Annotated in this window: 21 protein-coding genes and 1 other RNA gene; 12 read left to right on the top strand and 10 right to left on the bottom strand. The window is 61.0% G+C overall.

Annotated features, from left to right (window positions below):
* Nucleotides 1–182: 182 nt before the first annotated feature.
* Entirely contained in the window at nt 183–1,160 is a 978-nt protein-coding gene (locus GIW79_RS05455) for an NADPH:quinone oxidoreductase family protein (protein WP_198790959.1), read from the bottom strand.
* Between the two features lie 150 nt (nt 1,161–1,310).
* Between GIW79_RS05455 and GIW79_RS05450 the strand changes: the two genes are divergently transcribed.
* Nucleotides 1,311–1,718 carry a flagellar basal body-associated protein FliL gene (locus tag GIW79_RS05450; protein ID WP_198790960.1) on the top strand — a complete coding sequence of 136 codons (408 nt, stop codon included), beginning with the start codon at nt 1,311–1,313 and terminating at the stop codon, nt 1,716–1,718.
* 114 nt (nt 1,719–1,832) lie between these two features.
* On the opposite strand, the gene GIW79_RS05445 is transcribed toward GIW79_RS05450, so the two are convergent.
* Nucleotides 1,833–2,282 (bottom strand): EVE domain-containing protein, encoded by a 450-nt coding sequence (locus GIW79_RS05445; protein WP_236452493.1) that lies wholly within the window; start codon nt 2,280–2,282, stop codon nt 1,833–1,835.
* 195 nt (nt 2,283–2,477) lie between these two features.
* Here GIW79_RS05445 and GIW79_RS05440 point away from each other — a divergent pair, with 195 nt between their 5' ends.
* Entirely contained in the window at nt 2,478–2,627 is a 150-nt protein-coding gene (locus tag GIW79_RS05440) for a hypothetical protein (protein ID WP_010207387.1), read from the top strand.
* A gap of 9 nt (nt 2,628–2,636) precedes the next feature.
* Here the strand turns inward: GIW79_RS05440 and GIW79_RS05435 are convergent, their stop codons facing one another.
* From GIW79_RS05435 to GIW79_RS05420, 4 genes are all read right to left on the bottom strand, one after another.
* A complete protein-coding gene (locus GIW79_RS05435) occupies nt 2,637–3,269 on the bottom strand; it encodes a 5-formyltetrahydrofolate cyclo-ligase (protein WP_054917082.1) in 633 nt (210 codons plus the stop codon).
* 57 nt (nt 3,270–3,326) lie between these two features.
* A non-coding RNA gene (ssrS, locus tag GIW79_RS05430) (6S RNA) lies at nt 3,327–3,505 on the bottom strand.
* A gap of 30 nt (nt 3,506–3,535) precedes the next feature.
* Entirely contained in the window at nt 3,536–3,853 is a 318-nt protein-coding gene (locus tag GIW79_RS05425) for a cell division protein ZapA (protein WP_054895993.1), read from the bottom strand.
* Entirely contained in the window at nt 3,850–4,059 is a 210-nt protein-coding gene (locus GIW79_RS05420; RefSeq protein ID WP_003177365.1) for a TIGR02449 family protein, read from the bottom strand. The genes GIW79_RS05425 and GIW79_RS05420 overlap by 4 nt, the downstream gene beginning before the upstream one ends.
* A 138-nt stretch (nt 4,060–4,197) precedes the next feature.
* Between GIW79_RS05420 and GIW79_RS05415 the strand changes: the two genes are divergently transcribed.
* From GIW79_RS05415 to gcvH, 9 genes are all read left to right on the top strand, one after another.
* Nucleotides 4,198–4,755, top strand: coding sequence for a YecA/YgfB family protein (locus tag GIW79_RS05415; RefSeq protein ID WP_054917081.1), 558 nt, complete (start codon nt 4,198–4,200; stop codon nt 4,753–4,755).
* 21 nt (nt 4,756–4,776) lie between these two features.
* Nucleotides 4,777–6,099, top strand: coding sequence for a Xaa-Pro aminopeptidase (pepP, locus tag GIW79_RS05410; protein WP_034129009.1), 1,323 nt, complete (start codon nt 4,777–4,779; stop codon nt 6,097–6,099).
* Nucleotides 6,096–7,283 (top strand): 2-octaprenyl-6-methoxyphenyl hydroxylase, encoded by a 1,188-nt coding sequence (ubiH, locus tag GIW79_RS05405; RefSeq protein WP_054895992.1) that lies wholly within the window; start codon nt 6,096–6,098, stop codon nt 7,281–7,283. Before pepP ends, ubiH begins: the two co-directional genes overlap by 4 nt.
* The gene (locus GIW79_RS05400; RefSeq protein ID WP_198790962.1) at nt 7,276–7,761 is read left to right on the top strand and encodes a DUF4442 domain-containing protein; all 486 of its coding nucleotides are present in this window, start codon (nt 7,276–7,278) and stop codon (nt 7,759–7,761) included. The genes ubiH and GIW79_RS05400 overlap by 8 nt, the downstream gene beginning before the upstream one ends.
* An 8-nt stretch (nt 7,762–7,769) precedes the next feature.
* Nucleotides 7,770–8,987: a 2-octaprenyl-3-methyl-6-methoxy-1,4-benzoquinol hydroxylase gene (locus GIW79_RS05395; protein WP_236452503.1), complete on the top strand. Its 1,218-nt coding sequence runs from the start codon at nt 7,770–7,772 to the stop codon at nt 8,985–8,987.
* Between the two features lie 162 nt (nt 8,988–9,149).
* Nucleotides 9,150–10,154 carry an extracellular solute-binding protein gene (locus GIW79_RS05390; protein WP_236452492.1) on the top strand — a complete coding sequence of 335 codons (1,005 nt, stop codon included), beginning with the start codon at nt 9,150–9,152 and terminating at the stop codon, nt 10,152–10,154.
* Between the two features lie 150 nt (nt 10,155–10,304).
* Nucleotides 10,305–11,921, top strand: a complete 1,617-nt coding sequence (locus tag GIW79_RS05385; protein ID WP_020301817.1) for an ABC transporter permease — start codon at nt 10,305–10,307, stop codon at nt 11,919–11,921.
* A 156-nt stretch (nt 11,922–12,077) separates the two neighbouring features.
* Nucleotides 12,078–13,160 (top strand): glycine cleavage system aminomethyltransferase GcvT, encoded by a 1,083-nt coding sequence (gene gcvT / locus GIW79_RS05380; RefSeq protein ID WP_034129004.1) that lies wholly within the window; start codon nt 12,078–12,080, stop codon nt 13,158–13,160.
* Nucleotides 13,161–13,212: 52 nt separating this feature from the next.
* Complete coding sequence (gcvH, locus tag GIW79_RS05375) at nt 13,213–13,596, top strand: glycine cleavage system protein GcvH (RefSeq protein ID WP_003195293.1); 384 nt, start codon at nt 13,213–13,215, stop codon at nt 13,594–13,596.
* Between the two features lie 144 nt (nt 13,597–13,740).
* On the opposite strand, the gene GIW79_RS05370 is transcribed toward gcvH, so the two are convergent.
* From GIW79_RS05370 to GIW79_RS05355, 4 genes are all read right to left on the bottom strand, one after another.
* Nucleotides 13,741–14,883, bottom strand: coding sequence for a DegT/DnrJ/EryC1/StrS family aminotransferase (locus GIW79_RS05370; RefSeq protein WP_236452490.1), 1,143 nt, complete (start codon nt 14,881–14,883; stop codon nt 13,741–13,743).
* Between the two features lie 164 nt (nt 14,884–15,047).
* Complete coding sequence (locus GIW79_RS05365) at nt 15,048–15,362, bottom strand: DUF2388 domain-containing protein (RefSeq protein ID WP_003176799.1); 315 nt, start codon at nt 15,360–15,362, stop codon at nt 15,048–15,050.
* A gap of 78 nt (nt 15,363–15,440) precedes the next feature.
* Nucleotides 15,441–17,138 (bottom strand): GspE/PulE family protein, encoded by a 1,698-nt coding sequence (locus GIW79_RS05360; RefSeq protein WP_057975327.1) that lies wholly within the window; start codon nt 17,136–17,138, stop codon nt 15,441–15,443.
* 79 nt (nt 17,139–17,217) lie between these two features.
* Nucleotides 17,218–17,556, bottom strand: a complete 339-nt coding sequence (locus tag GIW79_RS05355) for a hypothetical protein (protein WP_236452488.1) — start codon at nt 17,554–17,556, stop codon at nt 17,218–17,220.
* Between the two features lie 127 nt (nt 17,557–17,683).
* Here GIW79_RS05355 and GIW79_RS05350 point away from each other — a divergent pair, with 127 nt between their 5' ends.
* Entirely contained in the window at nt 17,684–18,154 is a 471-nt protein-coding gene (locus GIW79_RS05350) for an Lrp/AsnC family transcriptional regulator (RefSeq protein WP_003195279.1), read from the top strand.
* Nucleotides 18,155–18,257: the final 103 nt, after the last annotated feature.

Here is an 18,257-nt window from a genome sequence, read left to right as displayed (position 1 = left end):
TGTTCTTTTACGAACATGTCGCCTATAGATAAGTGATGGTCGTGGTTAGGTCCTAAGACCGCGAAGTAACTACTGTGGGAGCTGGCTGGCCTGCGATGACGGTCTTTCAGCTTCATCTGTAGCAGCTGACTCACCGCTGTCGCAGGCAAGCCAGCTCCCACATGGATTGCATTTCAGGTGTGTTATCGGGTTTGGACAACTATTTTACCCACTGCCTTGCGCTGCCCCAGATCATTGATCGCCTTTGCGGCCTGTTCCAGCGGATACACCTGTGACACCAACGGCTTCAACTTGCCCTCGCCATACCACGTGAACAACTGCTGAAAATTCGCCGCGTTATCCTGCGGCTGGCGCTGGGCAAACGAGCCCCAGAACACCCCGACCACCGCTGCGCCCTTGAGCAGCGCCAGGTTCACCGGCAGTTCAGGAATACGCCCACTGGCGAACCCCACCACCAGCAGCCGCCCATTCCAGGCGATCGAACGAATGGCCTGGTCAAACAGGTCGCCACCCACCGGGTCGTAGATAACATCGGCGCCATTGCCATCGGTCAGGCGCTTGACCTCATCCTTGAGGCTGGCTTCGCTGTAGTTAATCAGCTCATCGGCGCCAGCGGCCTTGGCCACTGCGAGCTTGTCGGCGCTGCTGGCGGCGGCAACCACCCGGGCGCCCATGGCCTTACCAATCTCCACGGCGGCCAGGCCCACGCCGCCGGACGCACCAAGCACCAGCAAGGTCTCGCCGGGTTGCAGGTTGGCGCGTTGTTTCAGCGCATGCATGGAGGTGCCGTAGGTCATGCTGAAGGCGGCGGCGGTGTTGAAATCCATGCTCGGCGGGATCGGCAGCACGTTATAGCCGGGCACCGCGACCTGCTCGGCAAAGCTGCCCCAGCCGGTCAGCGCCATCACACGGTCACCGACTTTCAGATGGCTGACTTTCTCACCCACTTCACTGACCACGCCTGCCGCTTCGCCACCGGGTGAGAACGGAAAGGGCGGCTTGAACTGGTATTTGCCTTCGATGATCAGGGTGTCCGGGAAATTCACCCCGGCCGCGTGCACGTCCAACAGGATTTCGTTCTTCTTGATCGCCGGGCTGGCGATCTCTTCCAGCACCAGGGTTTCGGCGGGGCCGAAGGCTTTGCACAGCACAGCTTTCATCGGACTATTCCTTTTGGCGTCGTGGCCGATAAGTGTAGGAGGGAACGCCCGTGGGTCAACGAGCATGCCCGCGCCTGATAAGCCCCCATAAGCTTGTGCTCAGCCTTGCTAGCGTTATGCTACCCGGCAACCGAATTCGAGGAATGAACTGTGAAAGCGTGGATCCTGTTGATGCTTGCCCTGACGTTGCCGATGGCAGCCCAGGCCGAAGAAGCCAAGGAAGGCGAGGCGCCGAAAGTCAGCTACATCAGCCTGACGCCGCCGTTCGTGGGCAATTACGGCCTGGATGGCACGGCCAAGCTCAAGGTCTACAAGGCCGACATTGCTCTGCGCGTGACCGGTGATGAGGCGGCGAAGTTGGTCAAGGCCAACGACCCGTTGATTCGCAACCAACTGGTCGCGCTGTTTACCCAGCAGACCAACGAGACCATGAGCAGTGTGGAAGGGAAGGAAAAGCTGCGTCAGGAAGCGTTGAAGCAAACGCAGCAGGTGATGAACGATGAAACCGGCAAGCCAGTGGTAGAAGACCTGCTGTTCAACAACCTGATCATCCAGTAAGTCGCTGCGCGACTATCGCGGGCAAGCCCGCTTTCACAGGGGCTCGCATTCCAGTGTGGGAGCGGGCTTGCCCGCGAAGAGGCCCTGACAGGCACCGCAAGAAGCCAGTATCCATTAAAGCAACTGCAGGACCGCTGCCCACTGCTCCGGTGTGACTGCCATGACCGAAAGCCGGCTGCCGTTTTGCACCAGCGGCATTTCAGCCAGGGCAGTTTGCTGCTTTAGATAGCCAAGGCCCAGCACCTTGGGAAAGGTCTGCACGTGGGCAACATCGATCGCGCTCCACGGGTTTTTCTCCGGGGTGGCCTTGGCGTCGAAATAGTGGCTTTCTGGTTCCAGCGCAGTGGGGTCCGGATAGGCGGCCCGAGTGATTTTGCCGATGCCGGCAATCCCTGGCTCCGGGCAACTGGAGTGGTAGAAGAAAAACTCGTCGCCCACGGCCATGGCGCGCAAAAAGTTGCGGGCCTGATAGTTGCGTACCCCGTCCCAGCGCGCTTCGCCGAGCTTTTCCAGGCCGTTGATAGAGAGTTCGTCGGGCTCGGATTTCATCAGCCAGTAGGCCATTGTTGGGCTCCTGAAAAAGGCATTGGGCAAGTTGTCGGGCAATTGCGTGACAAACCGACAGTCGGTTGGCGTCAAGGTTTGCGTGTTGGTTCACGTTACCGCAGAATGCGCGCTTTTAAGCTTGACGCAGCTGCAACGGACTACTTTGGAACGTTGTTGTCATCGTGTACGAGGTGCCTGAAAGGGGGGCAATCGATGCAACGTAAGCCGGATTTACTATGGATTTTGGTTATTTTGTTTGGTCTGGGCGTCGTGACCACCGGTTATGCCCAGAGCCTGTGGTCGAACAAGACCGATGCACCGGTTGAACTGGCTCAGCAGCAGCCACAACCGTTCAAGCGTTAACTCAAGCATTCACCAAGGCGCCGCTGTTTCCAGCGGCGTTTGTGCGTCATACCACTGCGTATCAGTCACCGTCCCCGCCAACGGCACATCCCAACTCGCCTGCGCCAGGCGTTCGACTTTCTGGCATTCATGGGCCAGCCCCAGCAGCGTTGGCTTGCGCCAGCTCTGGCGGCGGGCAAGATAGGCCAGGCTGCGATCGTAGAACCCGCCGCCCATGCCCAGGCGCCCACCCACATCGTCGAACCCCACCAGCGGCAATAACACCAGGTCCAGCGCCCAGACCTGGCGCTGACGATGGGCATTGACCCGTGGTTCAAGGATGCGAAAGCGGTTTGGCAGCAACTTATCCCCAGGTCGTACACGCTGGAACACCATCTTGGTGCGCGGCCAGGCGCTGAGCACCGGCAGGTAAGTGGCTTTGCCGCGGCGCTGGGCCGCACGCAGCAGCAGGCGCGGATCGATTTCACCGTCCGTGGGCAGATATAAAGAGATATGTTTGGCCCGGCGAAACAGCGGGTGCTGTGCCAGTTGCCGGTACACACCCTGAGCGGCCTGGCGCTGCTCGCTTGGCGTGAGGGCGCGGCGGGCCTTGCGCAACATGCGTCGAAGTTGCGGACGAGATAGCGGCGCAGGTTCGGTCATGATTTTCGGCTCATAAAACAATGCCAGTCCGGGGACTGGCATTGAGTTTGGGAATTCAGGCTCCCCGACAGAGCCGCTGTCGACTTAGCCCTTGAACCCGAAAGTTCAAGGTGGAAGAAGCAGTAGGCTTTAAGGCTTTCCGTCTAGCGGACATGCACACCAGCCCAACGTGCAACTTCCAGGGTAGTGCGAATCGGCTCAGGGACATCGCCGACTGGCAAACACGCCAGGGAGTGGGGCGAGTATACCTTAAACCCGCTCGGCAATCAGCCCTTGGGTGTGTCTGAATCGGTGGAAAGCGCCAGATCCACGCGATCGAGCAGGTCACGCACCTGCTCGCGCGTCGAACCACTGGCCTGTACGTCAGGGCGCTCCTGCTTATGCAGCAGGTCGTGGGTGATATTCAGCGCGGCCATCACAGCGATGCGGTCGGCGCCGATCACTTTGCCGCTGCTGCGGATTTCGCGCATCTTGCCGTCCAGGTAGCGGGCAGCGCTCACCAGGTTGCTGCGTTCTTCCTGGGGGCAGATGATCGAATATTCTTTGTCGAGGATCTGCACGGTAACGCTATTGCTTGAACTCATGAGTCTTGCTCCAGGGCCTTCAGGCGCGAAATCATCGATTCGACCTTACGCCGGGCGATTTCGTTTTTTTCAATGAGGTGAGCGCGTTCCTCGCGCCAGGTCTTTTCCTGAGCTAATAGGAGTCCGTTTTGACTCTTAAGTTGCTCGACCCGATCAATTAGCAGTTCGAGTCTGGCCATCAGCGCTTGCAGGTCGGTGTCTTCCATTGGGTTCCACTGGATTTGTCTGATGAATGGCAACTGCAGGATAAACGATCTGACGCCCTCGATAGTCTTGGTACGTCTGCCGGTGCTAGGATACAGCGCTCCATTCTAGACATTGCGCCGTCTGGCGCCTAGCTCACCATGCCCATTCAGAATTCCCCGTACGATGCTTTTTCCAAACTGCTGAGCACCAGCGGCCACCCTTGCTCGCCTGCCGAACTGCACGGCGTGCTGTTGGGCCGCAGTTGCACCGGTGTGGGCTTTGATGCCGACAACTGGCTGGCCGATGTGGCCGAGTTGCTGGAAACCGAACCCACCGAGAACGTGCGCAATGCGTTGATCGGCCTGCAAGAGATGGTCAAGGGCGAGTTGACCGGTGACGACGTCACCGTGGTCCTGCTGCTGCCGACCGATGACGCGCCGCTTACCGAGCGCGCTGCTGCCCTGGGCCAATGGTGCCAGGGTTTCCTCCACGGTTTCGGCGTGAATGCCGGCGGCCTGGAGCTGAGCACCGACGCCAAGGAAGTGCTGCAGGACCTGGCGGCGATCTCACAGGTGCAAGATGCCCTGGAAGAGTCCGAAGATGGCGAAGGCGACTACATGGAAGTCATGGAATACCTGCGCGTCGCGCCGTTGCTGCTGTTCACCGAGACCAAGAAGTCCGCTGAGCCGGTCGCTGCCAAGCCGTCGTTGCACTAAAGAAAGGAAGCCCATCTGCCCATGATTCATATCCCCAAAGCGGAATACACCCGTCGCCGCAAGGCGCTCATGGCGCAGATGGAACCCAACAGCATCGCGATCCTGCCGGCCGCCGCCGTGGCCATCCGCAACCGCGATGTCGAGCATGTTTACCGCCAGGACAGCGATTTCCAGTATCTGAGCGGTTTCCCCGAGCCCGAAGCGGTGATCGTGCTGATGCCCGGTCGCCAACACGGCGAGTACGTGCTGTTCTGCCGCGAGCGCAATGCCGAGCGCGAATTGTGGGACGGCCTGCGTGCGGGCACCGAGGGCGCGATTCGCGACTTTGGCGCGGATGACGCCTTCCCCATTACCGATATCGACGACATCCTGCCCGGCCTGATCGAAGGTCGCGACCGTGTGTACTCGGCCATGGGCAGCAATGCCGAGTTCGACCGGCACGTGATGGAGTGGATCAACGTGATCCGTTCAAAAGCACACCTGGGCGCCCAGCCGCCGAACGAATTCGTTGCCCTGGATCATTTGCTCCACGATATGCGCCTGTATAAATCGGCGGCAGAAGTGAAGGTGATGCGCGAGGCAGCGCGAATTTCCTGTGCGGCCCATGTGCGGGCGATGCAGGCCAGCCGTGCCGGCCTGCATGAGTTCAGCCTGGAAGCCGAGCTGGATTACGAGTTTCGCAAAGGCGGCGCGAAGATGCCGGCCTATGGCTCCATCGTCGCCGCCGGGCGCAACAGCTGCATCCTGCATTACCAGCAGAATGACGCGGTGCTCAAGGACGGCGACCTGGTGCTGATCGACGCCGGGTGTGAGATCGATTGCTACGCCAGCGACATCACCCGTACCTGGCCGGTCAACGGCAAGTTTTCGCCGGAGCAGAAGGCGATCTACGAGATTGTGCTGGCCTCCCAGGAAGCCGCCTTCAAGCAGATCGCGCCGAACAAACATTGGAACCAGGCCCATGAGGCGACCGTGCAGGTCATCACCGCCGGCCTGGTGAAGCTGGGGTTGTTGCAAGGTGACGTTGACGAGTTGATCGCCAGCGAAGCCTACCGCGCCTTCTACATGCACCGTGCCGGCCACTGGCTGGGCATGGATGTGCATGATGTGGGCGAGTACAAAGTGGGCGGTGAATGGCGCGTGCTGGAAGTGGGCATGGCCTTGACCGTGGAGCCGGGCATCTATATTTCCCCGGACAACCAGAACGTGGCAAAAAAATGGCGTGGCATTGGCGTGCGCATCGAGGACGACGTGGTAGTGACCAAGCAAGGCTGTGAAATCCTGACTGGCGGCGTGCCCAAGACCGTTGCCGAGATCGAGGCGTTGATGGCGGCTGCCCGATGAGCCGGGTCAACCTGGCGATTATCGGCGGTGGCCTGGTGGGCGCCAGCCTGGCCCTGGCGTTGCAAGCGGGGGCCAAGGCGCGGGGTTGGAAGATCGTGCTGATCGAGCCCTTTGCACCGGGCGACAGTTACCAACCGAGCTACGATGCGCGCTCTTCCGCGCTGTCGTTTGGCGCGCGCCAGATTTACCAGCGGCTGGGCCTGTGGCATGCCATTTCCCGACGTGCGGAGCCGATCAAGCAGATCCATGTATCGGACCGTGGGCGCTTCTCCACCGCGCGTTTGTCCGCGATGGAGGAGGGCGTGCCAGCCCTGGGTTATGTGGTGGAAAACGCCTGGCTCGGCCAATGCCTGTGGCAAGGCTTGGACAAGGACGTGGTGAGCTGGCGCTGCCCGGCGGAAGTCACGCGCATGGAGCCTCTGCCCGATGGCTATCGCCTGACCCTCAACGATGAAACCGTGCTGGAATGCGACCTTGCGGTACTGGCCGATGGCGGCCGTTCCGGCCTGCGAGAGCAACTGGGCATTGGCGTGAAAACCCGGCCCTACAACCAGAGCGCGCTGATCGCCAACATCACCCCGAGCGAAGCGCACAATGGCGAGGCGTTCGAGCGCTTTACCGATGAAGGCCCCATGGCCTTGCTGCCGCTGCCGGACAACCGTTGCGCGCTGGTCTGGACCCGCATCGGCATGGACGCCCAGCGCTTGGCCAGCCTCGACGAGCGTAGCTTCCTGAGCGAACTGCAGGGTGTGTTCGGGTATCGCCTGGGCACCCTCAAGCAAGTGGGTGCCCGCCACCTGTACCCGTTGACCCTGGTGGAAGCCGAAGAGCAAGTGCGTTCGCACCTGGCGGTCCTCGGCAATGCCGCCCATAGCCTGCACCCGATTGCCGGGCAGGGGTTCAATCTGTCTCTGCGCGATGCCAATGCCTTGGCCGAAGCGCTGCTGGCCGGGCCTGCTGTGCCGGGTGACCTGGCGACTTTGCAAAGCTATCGCGAGCGCCAGCGCCTGGACCAGCAACTCACCGTAGGCTTCTCCGACCAGGTCACGCGCCTGTTTGGCAGTGCCCAACCGTTGGTGGCGCTGGGCCGCAATATGGGCTTGCTCGGCCTCGACCTGTTGCCACCAGCCAAACGCTGGTTCGCCCGCCAGGCCATGGGCCTGGGTACGCGTTCCGATGCGTAAATGGCTAACCCAACGCGTGGGTAAGGCGCGGTTGTTGCGCTGGTTCCTCACCCTGTACCCGCCGTACCTCGGCGCCGGGGTGCGGGTGCAGGCACTGAGTGCCGACTTCCGGCATGCCAAGGTGCGCATGGGCCTGGGTTGGTACAACCGCAATTACGTCGGTACGCAATTTGGCGGCAGCCTGTATTCGATGGTCGATCCGTTCTACATGTTGCTGTTGATGGAAAACCTGGGCCGCGACTACATCGTGTGGGACAAGGCTGCGAGTATCGACTTCATCTCGCCGGGCAAAGGCCCGGTGTATGCCGAATTCTCCATCGACGACACTTTGCTCGATGAAATTTGGCGCCAGACCGCAGGTGGCGAGAAATATCTGCCCCACCTCAAGGTCGAGATTCATGACGGCTCCGGCACCCTGGTGGCGCGGGTCGACAAAACCCTTTATGTGCGGCGCAAGCCGCCAGCGAGACAGGCTTGAATATGGACATGCGCGCAGATGTGCTGATTGTCGGGGCCGGAATGGTCGGAAGCGCCCTGGCGCTGGCGTTGCAGGGCAGTGGCCTGCAGGTGCTGCTGCTCGACGGCAGCCCGTTGAGCGTCAAGCCGTTTGAACCGGCTGCGGCGTTTGAACCGCGGGTGAGCGCGCTGTCGGCGGCCAGCCAGCGCATTCTTGAGTGCCTGGGCGTGTGGGACGGCATCGTAGAGCGGCGTGCCAGCCCCTATGGCGAAATGCAGGTATGGGACGGCAGCGGCACTGGGCAGATCCACTTCTCGGCGGCCAGTGTGCATGCGGAGGTGCTTGGGCATATCGTCGAGAACCGCGTGGTGCAGGATGCCTTGCTCGATCGCCTGCATGACTGCGACCTCGGCCTGCTGGCCAATGCGCGCCTGGAACAGATGCGCCGATCCGGCGATGACTGGTTGTTGACCCTGGCCGACGGCCGCAAGCTGCGCGCGCCGCTGGTGGTGGCCGCCGACGGTGCCAACTCCGCCGTACGCCGCCTGACCGGTACACCTACCCGCGAATGGGATTACCTGCACAACGCCATCGTCACCAGCGTGCGCAGCAGTCAGCCGCACCAGCGCACCGCGTGGCAACGTTTCACCGACACCGGCCCGTTGGCGTTCCTGCCGCTGGTGCGCGATGGGCAGGAAGACTGGTGCTCGATTGTCTGGTCGACCACGCCCGCGGAGTCCGAGCGCTTGATGGCGCTGGATGATGAACGCTTCTGTCGGGAACTGGAGCGTGCCTTCGAGGGGCGCTTGGGCACTGTGGTTAGTGCCGACCCGCGTGTGTGCGTACCGTTGCGCCAGCGCCATGCCAAACGTTATGTGGCCGAAGGCCTGGCGTTGATCGGCGACGCCGCCCACGTCATTCACCCGTTGGCGGGGCAGGGCGTCAACCTGGGGTTCCTCGATGCAGCCGTGCTGGCCGAAGTGCTGTTGGCGGCGACCGAGCGCGGCGAGCGCCTGGCCGATGTAAAAGTGCTGAGCCGTTACGAGCGGCGCCGCATGCCCCATAACCTGGCGCTGATGGCGGCGATGGAAGGCTTTGAGCGCTTGTTCCAGGCCGATCAACTGCCGCTGCGCTGGTTGCGCAACGCGGGTTTGAAAATCGTCGACCAGATGCCCGAAGCCAAGGCAGTGTTTGTGCGCCAGGCGCTGGGGTTGACTGGCGATCTTCCCGAACTCGCCAAACCCTGAACTGACAATACAACCCTCTGTGGGAGCCGGGCTTGCCCGCGATGAGGCCATCAGCTCCAGCGCATATTCTGGCTGTGCAACATCTGGTAACGCCTCCACCAAGCGTTACCAAATGTGAGTCCTTATCATTTGCCCTCCATTTGCAAATGAGAGACCGCACCCATGTTGGCACCCAAGCGCCTCCTGACTGCCCTGGCACTCACCCTGATCGGCAGCACCACCGTGCAGGCGGCCGACGAAGTCGTGGTCTACTCCTCGCGTATCGACGAACTGATCAAGCCCGTGTTCGACGCCTACACCAAAAAGACCGGCGTACAGGTCAAGTTCATCACCGACAAGGAAGCCCCGTTGATGCAGCGCATCAAGGCCGAGGGCGAGAACGCCACCGCCGACCTGCTGCTCACCGTTGACGCCGGTAACCTCTGGCAGGCCGAGCAGATGGGCATCCTGCAACCGTTCACCTCTCCTGTCATCGACAAGAACATTCCTCTGCAATATCGCTCATCGGCCCACGCCTGGACCGGTTTGAGCCTGCGTGCGCGAACGATCGCCTATTCCACCGACCGGGTAAAACCGGGCGACCTGACCACCTACGAAGCCCTGGCCGACAAGCAGTGGGAAGGCCGCCTGTGCCTGCGCACGGCGAAAAAAGTCTACAACCAGTCGCTGACCGCCACGTTGATCGAAACCCATGGCGCGGCCAAGACCGAAGAAATCATCAAGGGTTGGGTGAATAACCTCTCCACTGACGTGTTCTCCGATGACATCGCCGTGCTGGAGGCCATCAACGCCGGGCAATGCGACGTGGGTATCGTCAATACCTATTACTACGGTCGCCTGCACAAGCAGAAGCCAGAGCTGGCGGTGAAGTTGTTCTGGCCGAACCAGGGCGACCGCGGCGTACATGTGAACCTCTCTGGCATCGGCCTGACCCAGCACGCACCGCACCCGGAAGCGGCCAAGGCGCTGGTGGAGTGGATGACCACGCCTGAGGCACAGAAGATCTTCTCCGACGTCAACCAGGAGTTCCCGGCCAACCCAGCGGTACCGCCATCGGCGGAAGTGGCGACCTGGGGCAAGTTCGTGGCCGATACCTTGCCGGTGGAAGTGGCAGGCAAGCGCCAGGCCGAAGCGATTCGCCTGATGGATCGCGCTGGCTGGAACTGAAGCTGCGCCGCTTAACTGTGGGAGCTGGCTTGCCCGCGATTGCATCACTTCGGTATCACTGATACACCGAGGTGCTTGTATCGCAGGCAAGCCAGCTCCCACATTGGTTAGTGGCCGCTTCAACATCTTTATTTTTCTGAGAGCTTTTCCTTGGCCCACCCCGCCCAACGTCGCTGGTACCTACCGGTTTTCAGCGTCGCCGCCCTGGTGCTGTTGCCGCTGAGCGTGCTGCTGCTGTCCTGGCAAAGCATCGACCCGCAGATCTGGTCGCACCTCTGGGACACTCAGATGCCCCGCTTGCTGGGCAACACCTTGACCCTGGTGCTCGGTGTCGGCCTGGGCGTGACGCTGCTGGGCGTCAGCCTGGCCTGGCTGACCAGCCTGTGCGAGTTCCCCGGGCGGCGCTGGCTCGACTGGGCACTGATGTTGCCCTTTGCAATCCCTGCCTATGTGCTGGCCTTCGTGTTTGTGGGCCTGCTGGATTTCGCCGGCCCGGTGCAAACCCTGCTGCGCGAGTGGTTCGGCACCGGGCTGCGTTTGCCGCGGGTACGCTCTACCAGCGGCGTGGTCATTGTGTTGGTGCTGGTGTTCTATCCCTATGTCTACCTGCTGGCGCGCAGCGCGTTCCTGGCCCAGGGCAAAGGCTTGATGGAAGCGGCGCGGGTGCTGGGGCAATCGCCATGGCAAGCGTTCTGGCGCGTGGCATTGCCAATGGCGCGACCAGCAATTGGTGCCGGTGTGGCCTTGGCGCTGATGGAGACGCTCGCGGATTTTGGCGCGGTCTCGGTGTTCAATTTCGACACCTTTACCACCGCAATCTATAAAACCTGGTACGGCTTTTTCAGCCTGTCCAGTGCCGCGCAACTGGCCAGCCTGCTGCTGCTGGTAGTGATGCTGGTGCTGTATGGCGAGCGACGTGCGCGCGGGGCCAGCCGACCGAGCAATGAGCGCCCACGGGGCAAGGCGTTGTACCACCTGCGCGGGTTCAAAGCCGTGGCGGCCAGCGCGTGGTGCAGCTTGGTCTTCGCCTGTGCGTTCGTGATTCCGATGCTGCAACTGGTGGCGTGGTTCTGGCAGCGTGGCCGCTTCGACCTGGATGAACGTTACACCGGGCTGATCGTGCATACCCTTTACCTGGGCGGTATCGCAGCGCTGATCACGGTCAGCGTGGCGCTGATACTGGCCTTTGCCAACCGTCTGGCGCCCACTCGCGCGATTCGCTCCGGTATCAGCCTGGCCAATGTCGGCTATGCCTTGCCAGGCTCGGTGCTGGCGGTGTCGATCATGCTGGCGTTCAGTTACCTGGACCGCGAGTTGGTGGTGCCGCTCTCCGGATGGCTGGGCGGGGCGGGCAAGCCTTTGCTGCTGGGCAGCCTGTCGGCACTGGTGCTGGCGTACCTGGTGCGGTTCCTGGCGGTGGCCTACGGGCCGCTGGAAAACAGCCTGGCGCGAATCCGTCCGTCACTGCCCGAAGCGGCACGCAGCCTTGGCGTGAGCGGCCCACGACTGTTTTGCAAAGTGTATCTGCCGTTATTGCTGCCGGGCACGTTGAGCGCAGCGCTGCTGGTGTTTGTGGATGTGCTCAAGGAAATGCCCGCCACCTTGCTGATGCGCCCGTTTGGTTGGGACACCCTGGCGGTCCGCATCTTTGAAATGACCAGTGAAGGCGAATGGGCGCGGGCGTCTTTGCCGGCGCTGACCCTTGTGCTGGTTGGCTTGTTGCCGGTCATCGGGCTGATTCGTCGCTCGGCTCGGCAAATCGGTTAGGTGCCAGTCCTACGGCTTGAGGCTACAATGCGCGGCATTCGGTGCGCTCCGTCTTTCGGATCGACCTGCTGTATGTGGCTGCGGGCCTTGTAGTACAAGGTGTTCGGCGCAAGTGGCAGCTCTGCGCGCCTTCGCCAAGCCCGGAAGGAGAAACCCATGGGACAGCGTACGCCTCTGTATGACCTGCATCTCGCCCTCGGCGCGAAAATGGTCGATTTTGGCGGTTGGGATATGCCTTTGCATTACGGCTCGCAAGTTGAAGAACACCACCAGGTGCGGCGCGACTGCGGGGTCTTCGATGTATCTCATATGACCGTAATCGATGTCACCGGCCCCCAGGCCAAGGAATGGCTCCAGTACCTGCTGGCCAATGATGTCGACCGACTGCACGGCTGTGGCCGTGCGTTATACAGCGCCATGCTCAACGAGCAGGGTGGGGTAGTGGACGACATGATCGTCTACCGCACCGAAACCGGTTACCGCCTGGTGGTCAACGCCGCCACCCGCGATCAGGACATGGCCTGGATGCAGGCGCAACTGGGCACCTACTCAGTGCAGCTGCATGAGCGGTCAGAGTTGGCCATGCTCGCCATCCAAGGCCCCCACGCCCGGCAGAAAATCGCCGAACTGGTGACCCAGTCCCGTGGCACCCTGATCCACCAGCTCAAGCCGTTCGAAGGCCGGGCCGACGGTGACTGGTTTATCGCCCGCACCGGCTATACCGGCGAAGACGGCCTCGAAATCGTGCTGCCGGCCGATCAGGCACCGGGCTTTTTCAACGATCTGGTGGGCGCGGGCATTTCCCCCATCGGTCTCGGTGCGCGCGACACCTTGCGCCTTGAGGCTGGCATGAACCTCTATGGCCAGGATATTCACCAGGCCGTCTCGCCCCTGGCGGCCAACATGGCCTGGAGCATCGCCTGGGAACCGGTCGAGCGTAACTTCATTGGCCGCGCTGCGCTGGAAGCAGAAAAAGCGGCCGGCGTGCAGTTCAAACTGGTGGGGCTCGTCCTCGAAGAGCGTGGCGTGCTACGTGCTCATCAGGTGGTTCGTATCGCCAATGTTGGCGAAGGAGAGATCACCAGTGGTAGTTTCTCGCCTACGCTAAGCAAATCCATTGCGCTGGCGCGTGTGCCGACGGCGACTGCCGACCGGGCCGAAGTGGAAATCCGCGGCAAGTGGTATCCGGTTCGAGTGGTCAAGCCGACCTTCGTGCGTCATGGCAAAACCCTGATCTAACCAATTCCGGCAGGCCAAAGGCCGCTGACATTTCATCTTGAGGACACAGACTATGAGCAATATCCCTGCCGACCTGCGTTTTGCCGAAAGTCACGAATGGGCCCGTCTGGAAGCTGACGGCACCGTGACCGTCGGGATCTCCGACCATGCACAGGAAGCTTTGGGTGATGTGGTGTTTGTTGAGTTGGCGGAAGTGGGTGCCAATTTTGAAGCGCAAGGCCAGGCGGGTGTGGTTGAGTCGGTGAAAGCAGCCTCGGATATCTACTCGCCGGTTGCCGGCGAAGTGATTGCTGTCAACGAAGAGCTGAGTGGCAGCCCTGAGCTGCTGAACTCTGACCCGTACGGCGCGTGGATCTTCAAGCTCAAGCCAAGCGACAAGGCCGAGCTGGACAAGCTGCTGGATGCCGCGGGCTACAAAGCCGCCATCGGCGAATAAACGCCATAGTTACAACGACACAAATCAATGTGGGAGCTGGCTTGCCTGCGATTGGATCACCCGGGTATCACCGATACACCGAGGTGCCAGCATCGCAGGCAAGCCAGCTCCCACAGTTGATTGGGGTGTGTCTGCTGGTTGTGATCAGTCTCTTTTCAATACGGCTTTAACCGCCGCTACAGCCCGCTCCACATCCGCCTCTGTCATCGCCGTGAACATCGGCAACGACACGATCAAACGCCCAACACGCTCCGCCACCGGGAACATGCCTTCCTTGAAACCCTGTGCCCGATACAGGCTCAGCAGGTGGATCGGCGGGTAGTGATAGCCGATACCCACGCCGTGGGCCTGCATCTGTTCCATGAACGTGGCGCGGGCTGGCAGGCCATCCTGGCGCTCCGGCAATACCAGTTGGAACAGGTGCCAGTTGCTGTTTTCGAAGTCGGCCGGCGGCAGTTGCACGCCGTATTGGGCTTCGAAATCGCTGCCAAAGCATTTGAAGTAGTGCCGTGCCAGGTTCTGACGATGGGCGGTGATCTTCTCGATGTGCGCAAATTGCCCCAGGCCTATGGCGGCGGCAATGTCGGTCATGTTGAACTTGCCACCCAGCACATCCACATCCAGGCCATCGAAGCCGCTGCGGGTGACGCCTTGCAGTCGGTACTTCTCTGCCAGACGGGCCTCCTCGGCATTGTTCAACACCAGGCAGCCGCCTTCGGACGACGTGATGTTCTTGTTCGCCTGGAAGCTGAAGGACACGAAGTCGCCGGTTGCGCCGATGCGTTCTCCATCCCAGCTGGACCCCAGGGCCTGGGCAGCATCTTCGACAATACGCAGGTTGTACTTGTTGGCCAGCGCGTAGAGCATCGGCATATCCACAGGCAAGCCGGCCAAGTAGACCGGGATGATCGCCTTGGTGCGCGGAGTAATGGCCGCTTCTACCTGGGCCAGGTCGATATTGCGCGTCACCGGGTCGATGTCGGCAAAGACCGGAGTGGCACCGACTTCGAGAATCACGTTAGCCGTGGCAACCCAGGAAATTGGGGTGGTGATGACTTCATCCCCAGGCCCGATCCCGGCGATGCGCAAGGCGATCTCCATGGTGCAGGTGCCCGAGTTGAAGGTGCGCACCGGACGGCCGCCAAAATAGTCCGACAGCTGTGCTTCGAACGCCTGCACCTTTGGTCCGCTGGTGATCCAGCCGGAACGCAGAACATCGCCGACCGCCGAAATGGTGGCTTCATCAATGGTCGGTTTGGAAAACGGCAGGAAGGGCTGTTGGCTCATGACGAAGAAGGCATCCGTTTCAGGTAGGCAATGAAAGATAGACGAGTCAGTAGGGCATGGTTGCACGCTGAGACTGAATATAGCCTGTCATCCATGAACGATTCGTCATGCAGCAGGCAAAAAAATGCCGCTTGAGAAAGCGGCATTTTTTATGAGGGCAGTTGTTACTCGGTTACAGCATTCTTCGCCAGGATGGCGTTAGCCAGTTCCATGTCCGTGGCTTGGAGGCCAGGGTTATCGGCGCGGACCTTCTGCATGGCCGCTTCCAGATACGGGCCGCGAATGCCGCCGTCGCTGGCGACGAAGCTGCCCGCGTCGTCCTGGGCGGCGACCACCAGCTTGTGGTCCTTGAACGTCAGGTAAGTCGAGCCAGTGGTGGCGCCCGACGAGATGACATTACGCCAGAAGCTATCGGCCATGGCTGAGCCGACAGGTAGGGAAAGCACAGCGAGGGTTGCGACAGCATATTTGAGACGCATGATGGGTGACTCCGGTGGGTTATCTGTACGTTTTGATTGTAGTTAACCCGATCCAGTTCCATCACTGACTAAACAGTTTCAGTACTCGATCAAACCCGAAGAATTTGTTTCTGAATCCCCTGGCGTGACCCGCAATACCTCCGTCATCGTGGTCAGGCCGGCCTTCACTTTCTCGACGCCGGCCATGCGCAGGCTGCTCATGCCCTGCGCCAGTGCCTCACGGCGCAGCGCTTGTACGTCCGCGCCCGGGGTGACCAGCGCTTGGAGTGCCGGGTCCATGAGCATGATTTCATACAGCCCGGCCCTGCCTCGATAACCGCTGTCACGGCATTGCGCACAGCCGACGGCTTCGCAGCCGTCAGCGTCCTCCTGGCCCAGCGGGCGCTTGCAATGGCTGCACAGCAGCCGCACCAGGCGCTGCGCCATCACCCCTATGAGCGTAGCTTTGATCAAATAGTGAGCAACGCCCAGTTCCTGCAGGCGGCTGATGGCGCTGGGTGCATCGTTGGTGTGCAAGGTCGAGAAAACCAGGTGCCCGGTCAGCGCGGCCTGGATAGCCATCTCTGCGGTTTCCTGGTCGCGGATTTCGCCGATCATGATGATGTCCGGGTCCTGGCGCAGCAGGGCGCGGATGCCGCTTGCGAACGTGAGGTCGATGTTGTGCTGGACCTGCATCTGGTTGAAGGCCGGCTCGACCATTTCAATCGGGTCTTCCACCGTGCACAGGTTGACCTCGCGGGTCGCCAGTTGCCTGAGGGTGGTGTAGAGGGTGCTGGTCTTGCCTGAGCCGGTGGGGCCGGTGACGAGGATGATGCCGTGGCTGCGTCGCGTCATGGCGTGCCAGCGCTGCTGGTCGGCGTTGGACAAACCCAACTGGTCAAAGTCCTTGAGCAGCACTTGTGGGTCGAAAATTCGCATCACCAGTTTTTCGCCGAATGCCGTGGGCAGGGTCGAAAGCCGCAATTCCACTTCGACACCCGCAGGGTTCCGGGTCTTGACGCGGCCATCCTGGGGTTTGCGTTTTTCGGCCACGTTCATTCGCCCCAGGCTTTTCAGGCGGCTGACCACGGCCATGGTGACCTGCGGGGGAAATTGATAGACGTCATGCAGCAGCCCATCAATGCGAAAGCGCACCCGACCCTGGTCGCGGCAGGGCTCGATATGGATATCGCTGGCTCGTTGGCCAAAGGCGTACTGCAGCAGCCAGTCGACGATGTTGACGATATGCGCGTCGTTGGCATCCGGCTCCTTGTCGCTGGCGCCGAGGCTGAGCAAGTCGAGATTGCCAGGCGTCGTCATCTTTTCATCCGCACCGCTGACGGACTTGGCTAAACGGTAAAACTCGTTGATACAGCGCTGGATATCGCTGGGGTTGGCAACCACGCGCTTGATCGTGCGTCTGAGCACCTGGGACAGCCCGGCTTCCCAGGTGGTGACATGGGGTTGGGCACTGGCGATCGTCACGCTGTGAGTATCGACGGCGACTGCGAGAATGCCGTGGCGCTGGGCAAAGGCGTGGGACATCAACGGCACCACGGCTGCCACATCAATCTTCAACGGGTCGATGCGCAGGTAAGGTTGGCCTACCTGCCGGGCCAGCCATTGGGTCAAGGTCTCCACGCAAGGGCCCTGGGCTGCGATGCATTCCAAGGGATGCTGGCTGCCGGACGCTGGCGCTACCTTTTGCGCCGCCTGCGCCGTGATCAGCCCTTGCTCGACCAACTCCGGCAATAATTGCTGCAGTTCCAAGGGGTGATCGTGAGTGGCGACGGGCATGCAGGTTTTCCTGGGGCGTGGGGGTAATCCCAGGCTAGCCGGCCGCTGAAGATCCTGCTGGCGCTTGTATTGCCGGTTTTTACTGCGCCATCGCCGCCAACGCTTGAGGCCGCTCGGAATCAGCCGACCACAGCTCCAGGGTGCAGACGCTGATCAGGTTTCGAATCTTTTCACCGATCACTTGGGCGCGGTGCCAGCTCAGGCCGGTCATCACGATATCGATGCTCAGCAGGTCGGCTTCCCGGTTCATGCTGACCTGGGTGGGCGTGAGCAATTGCAGCGCGAAGTGGTTCAGCACCCGGCACAGCACGTCCGGTTCAGCCTCGGCGACGATGCGATAGTGCGCTTGGCAGTGGCTGCTATTGGCGGCCCACGCATCGACGCGGGTCGCGGGGTAGGCGGTTTCGACGGCATGCATGCTGACTCTCCAGTTTCGACTGGGAAAATTTTTACATTCGCCTGGGGAGATTTCTTATCTAAAATAAGCCTATTTGGCGATAAATAGACCAAAACAATTCAAGATAAGCCTATTCATGGGTACTTTTATGCACAGTGAGTTGGACGCCTACGACCGCCGCATCCTGGCCTTGCTGCAAGAGGATGCCTCGCTCTCCAGTGCACAGATTGCCGAACAGGTCGGCCTGTCGCAGTCGCCATGCTGGCGGCGTATTCAGCGGCTCAAGGAGGAGGGCGTGATCCGCGGCCAGGTCACCCTGCTGGACCGCAAGAAAATCGGGCTCAACACGCAGATTTTCGCCGAGGTCAAACTCAACGCCCACGGTCGCTCCAATTTCACTGAGTTCACCGAGGCGATTCGCGGGTTCCCGGAAGTGTTGGAGTGCTATGTGCTGATGGGGGCGGTGGATTTTCTGCTGCGTATCGTCACCTCGGATATCGAGGCGTACGAGCGGTTTTTCTTCGAGAAGTTGTCGATGGTGCCGGGGATTCAGGAGGTCAACTCGATTGTGGCGCTGTCGGAGATCAAGTCCACCACCAGCCTGCCAGTATTGCGCTGACAGGCATGCCATTGACTGTAGGAGCGAGCTTGCTCGCGAAGATCGTTAACGATAACGCGGGAAGCCTGGCTCCCCACATCGCTCTCGGGTTTTTCGCGAGCAA

The sequence above is a fragment of the Pseudomonas sp. PA-7-1E genome, from assembly GCF_021605325.1.
GTDB lineage: Bacteria > Pseudomonadota > Gammaproteobacteria > Pseudomonadales > Pseudomonadaceae > Aquipseudomonas > Aquipseudomonas fluorescens_BV.
Note: the sequence above shows the minus strand (reverse complement) of the source record. Positions and strands in the feature narration are given on the sequence as shown.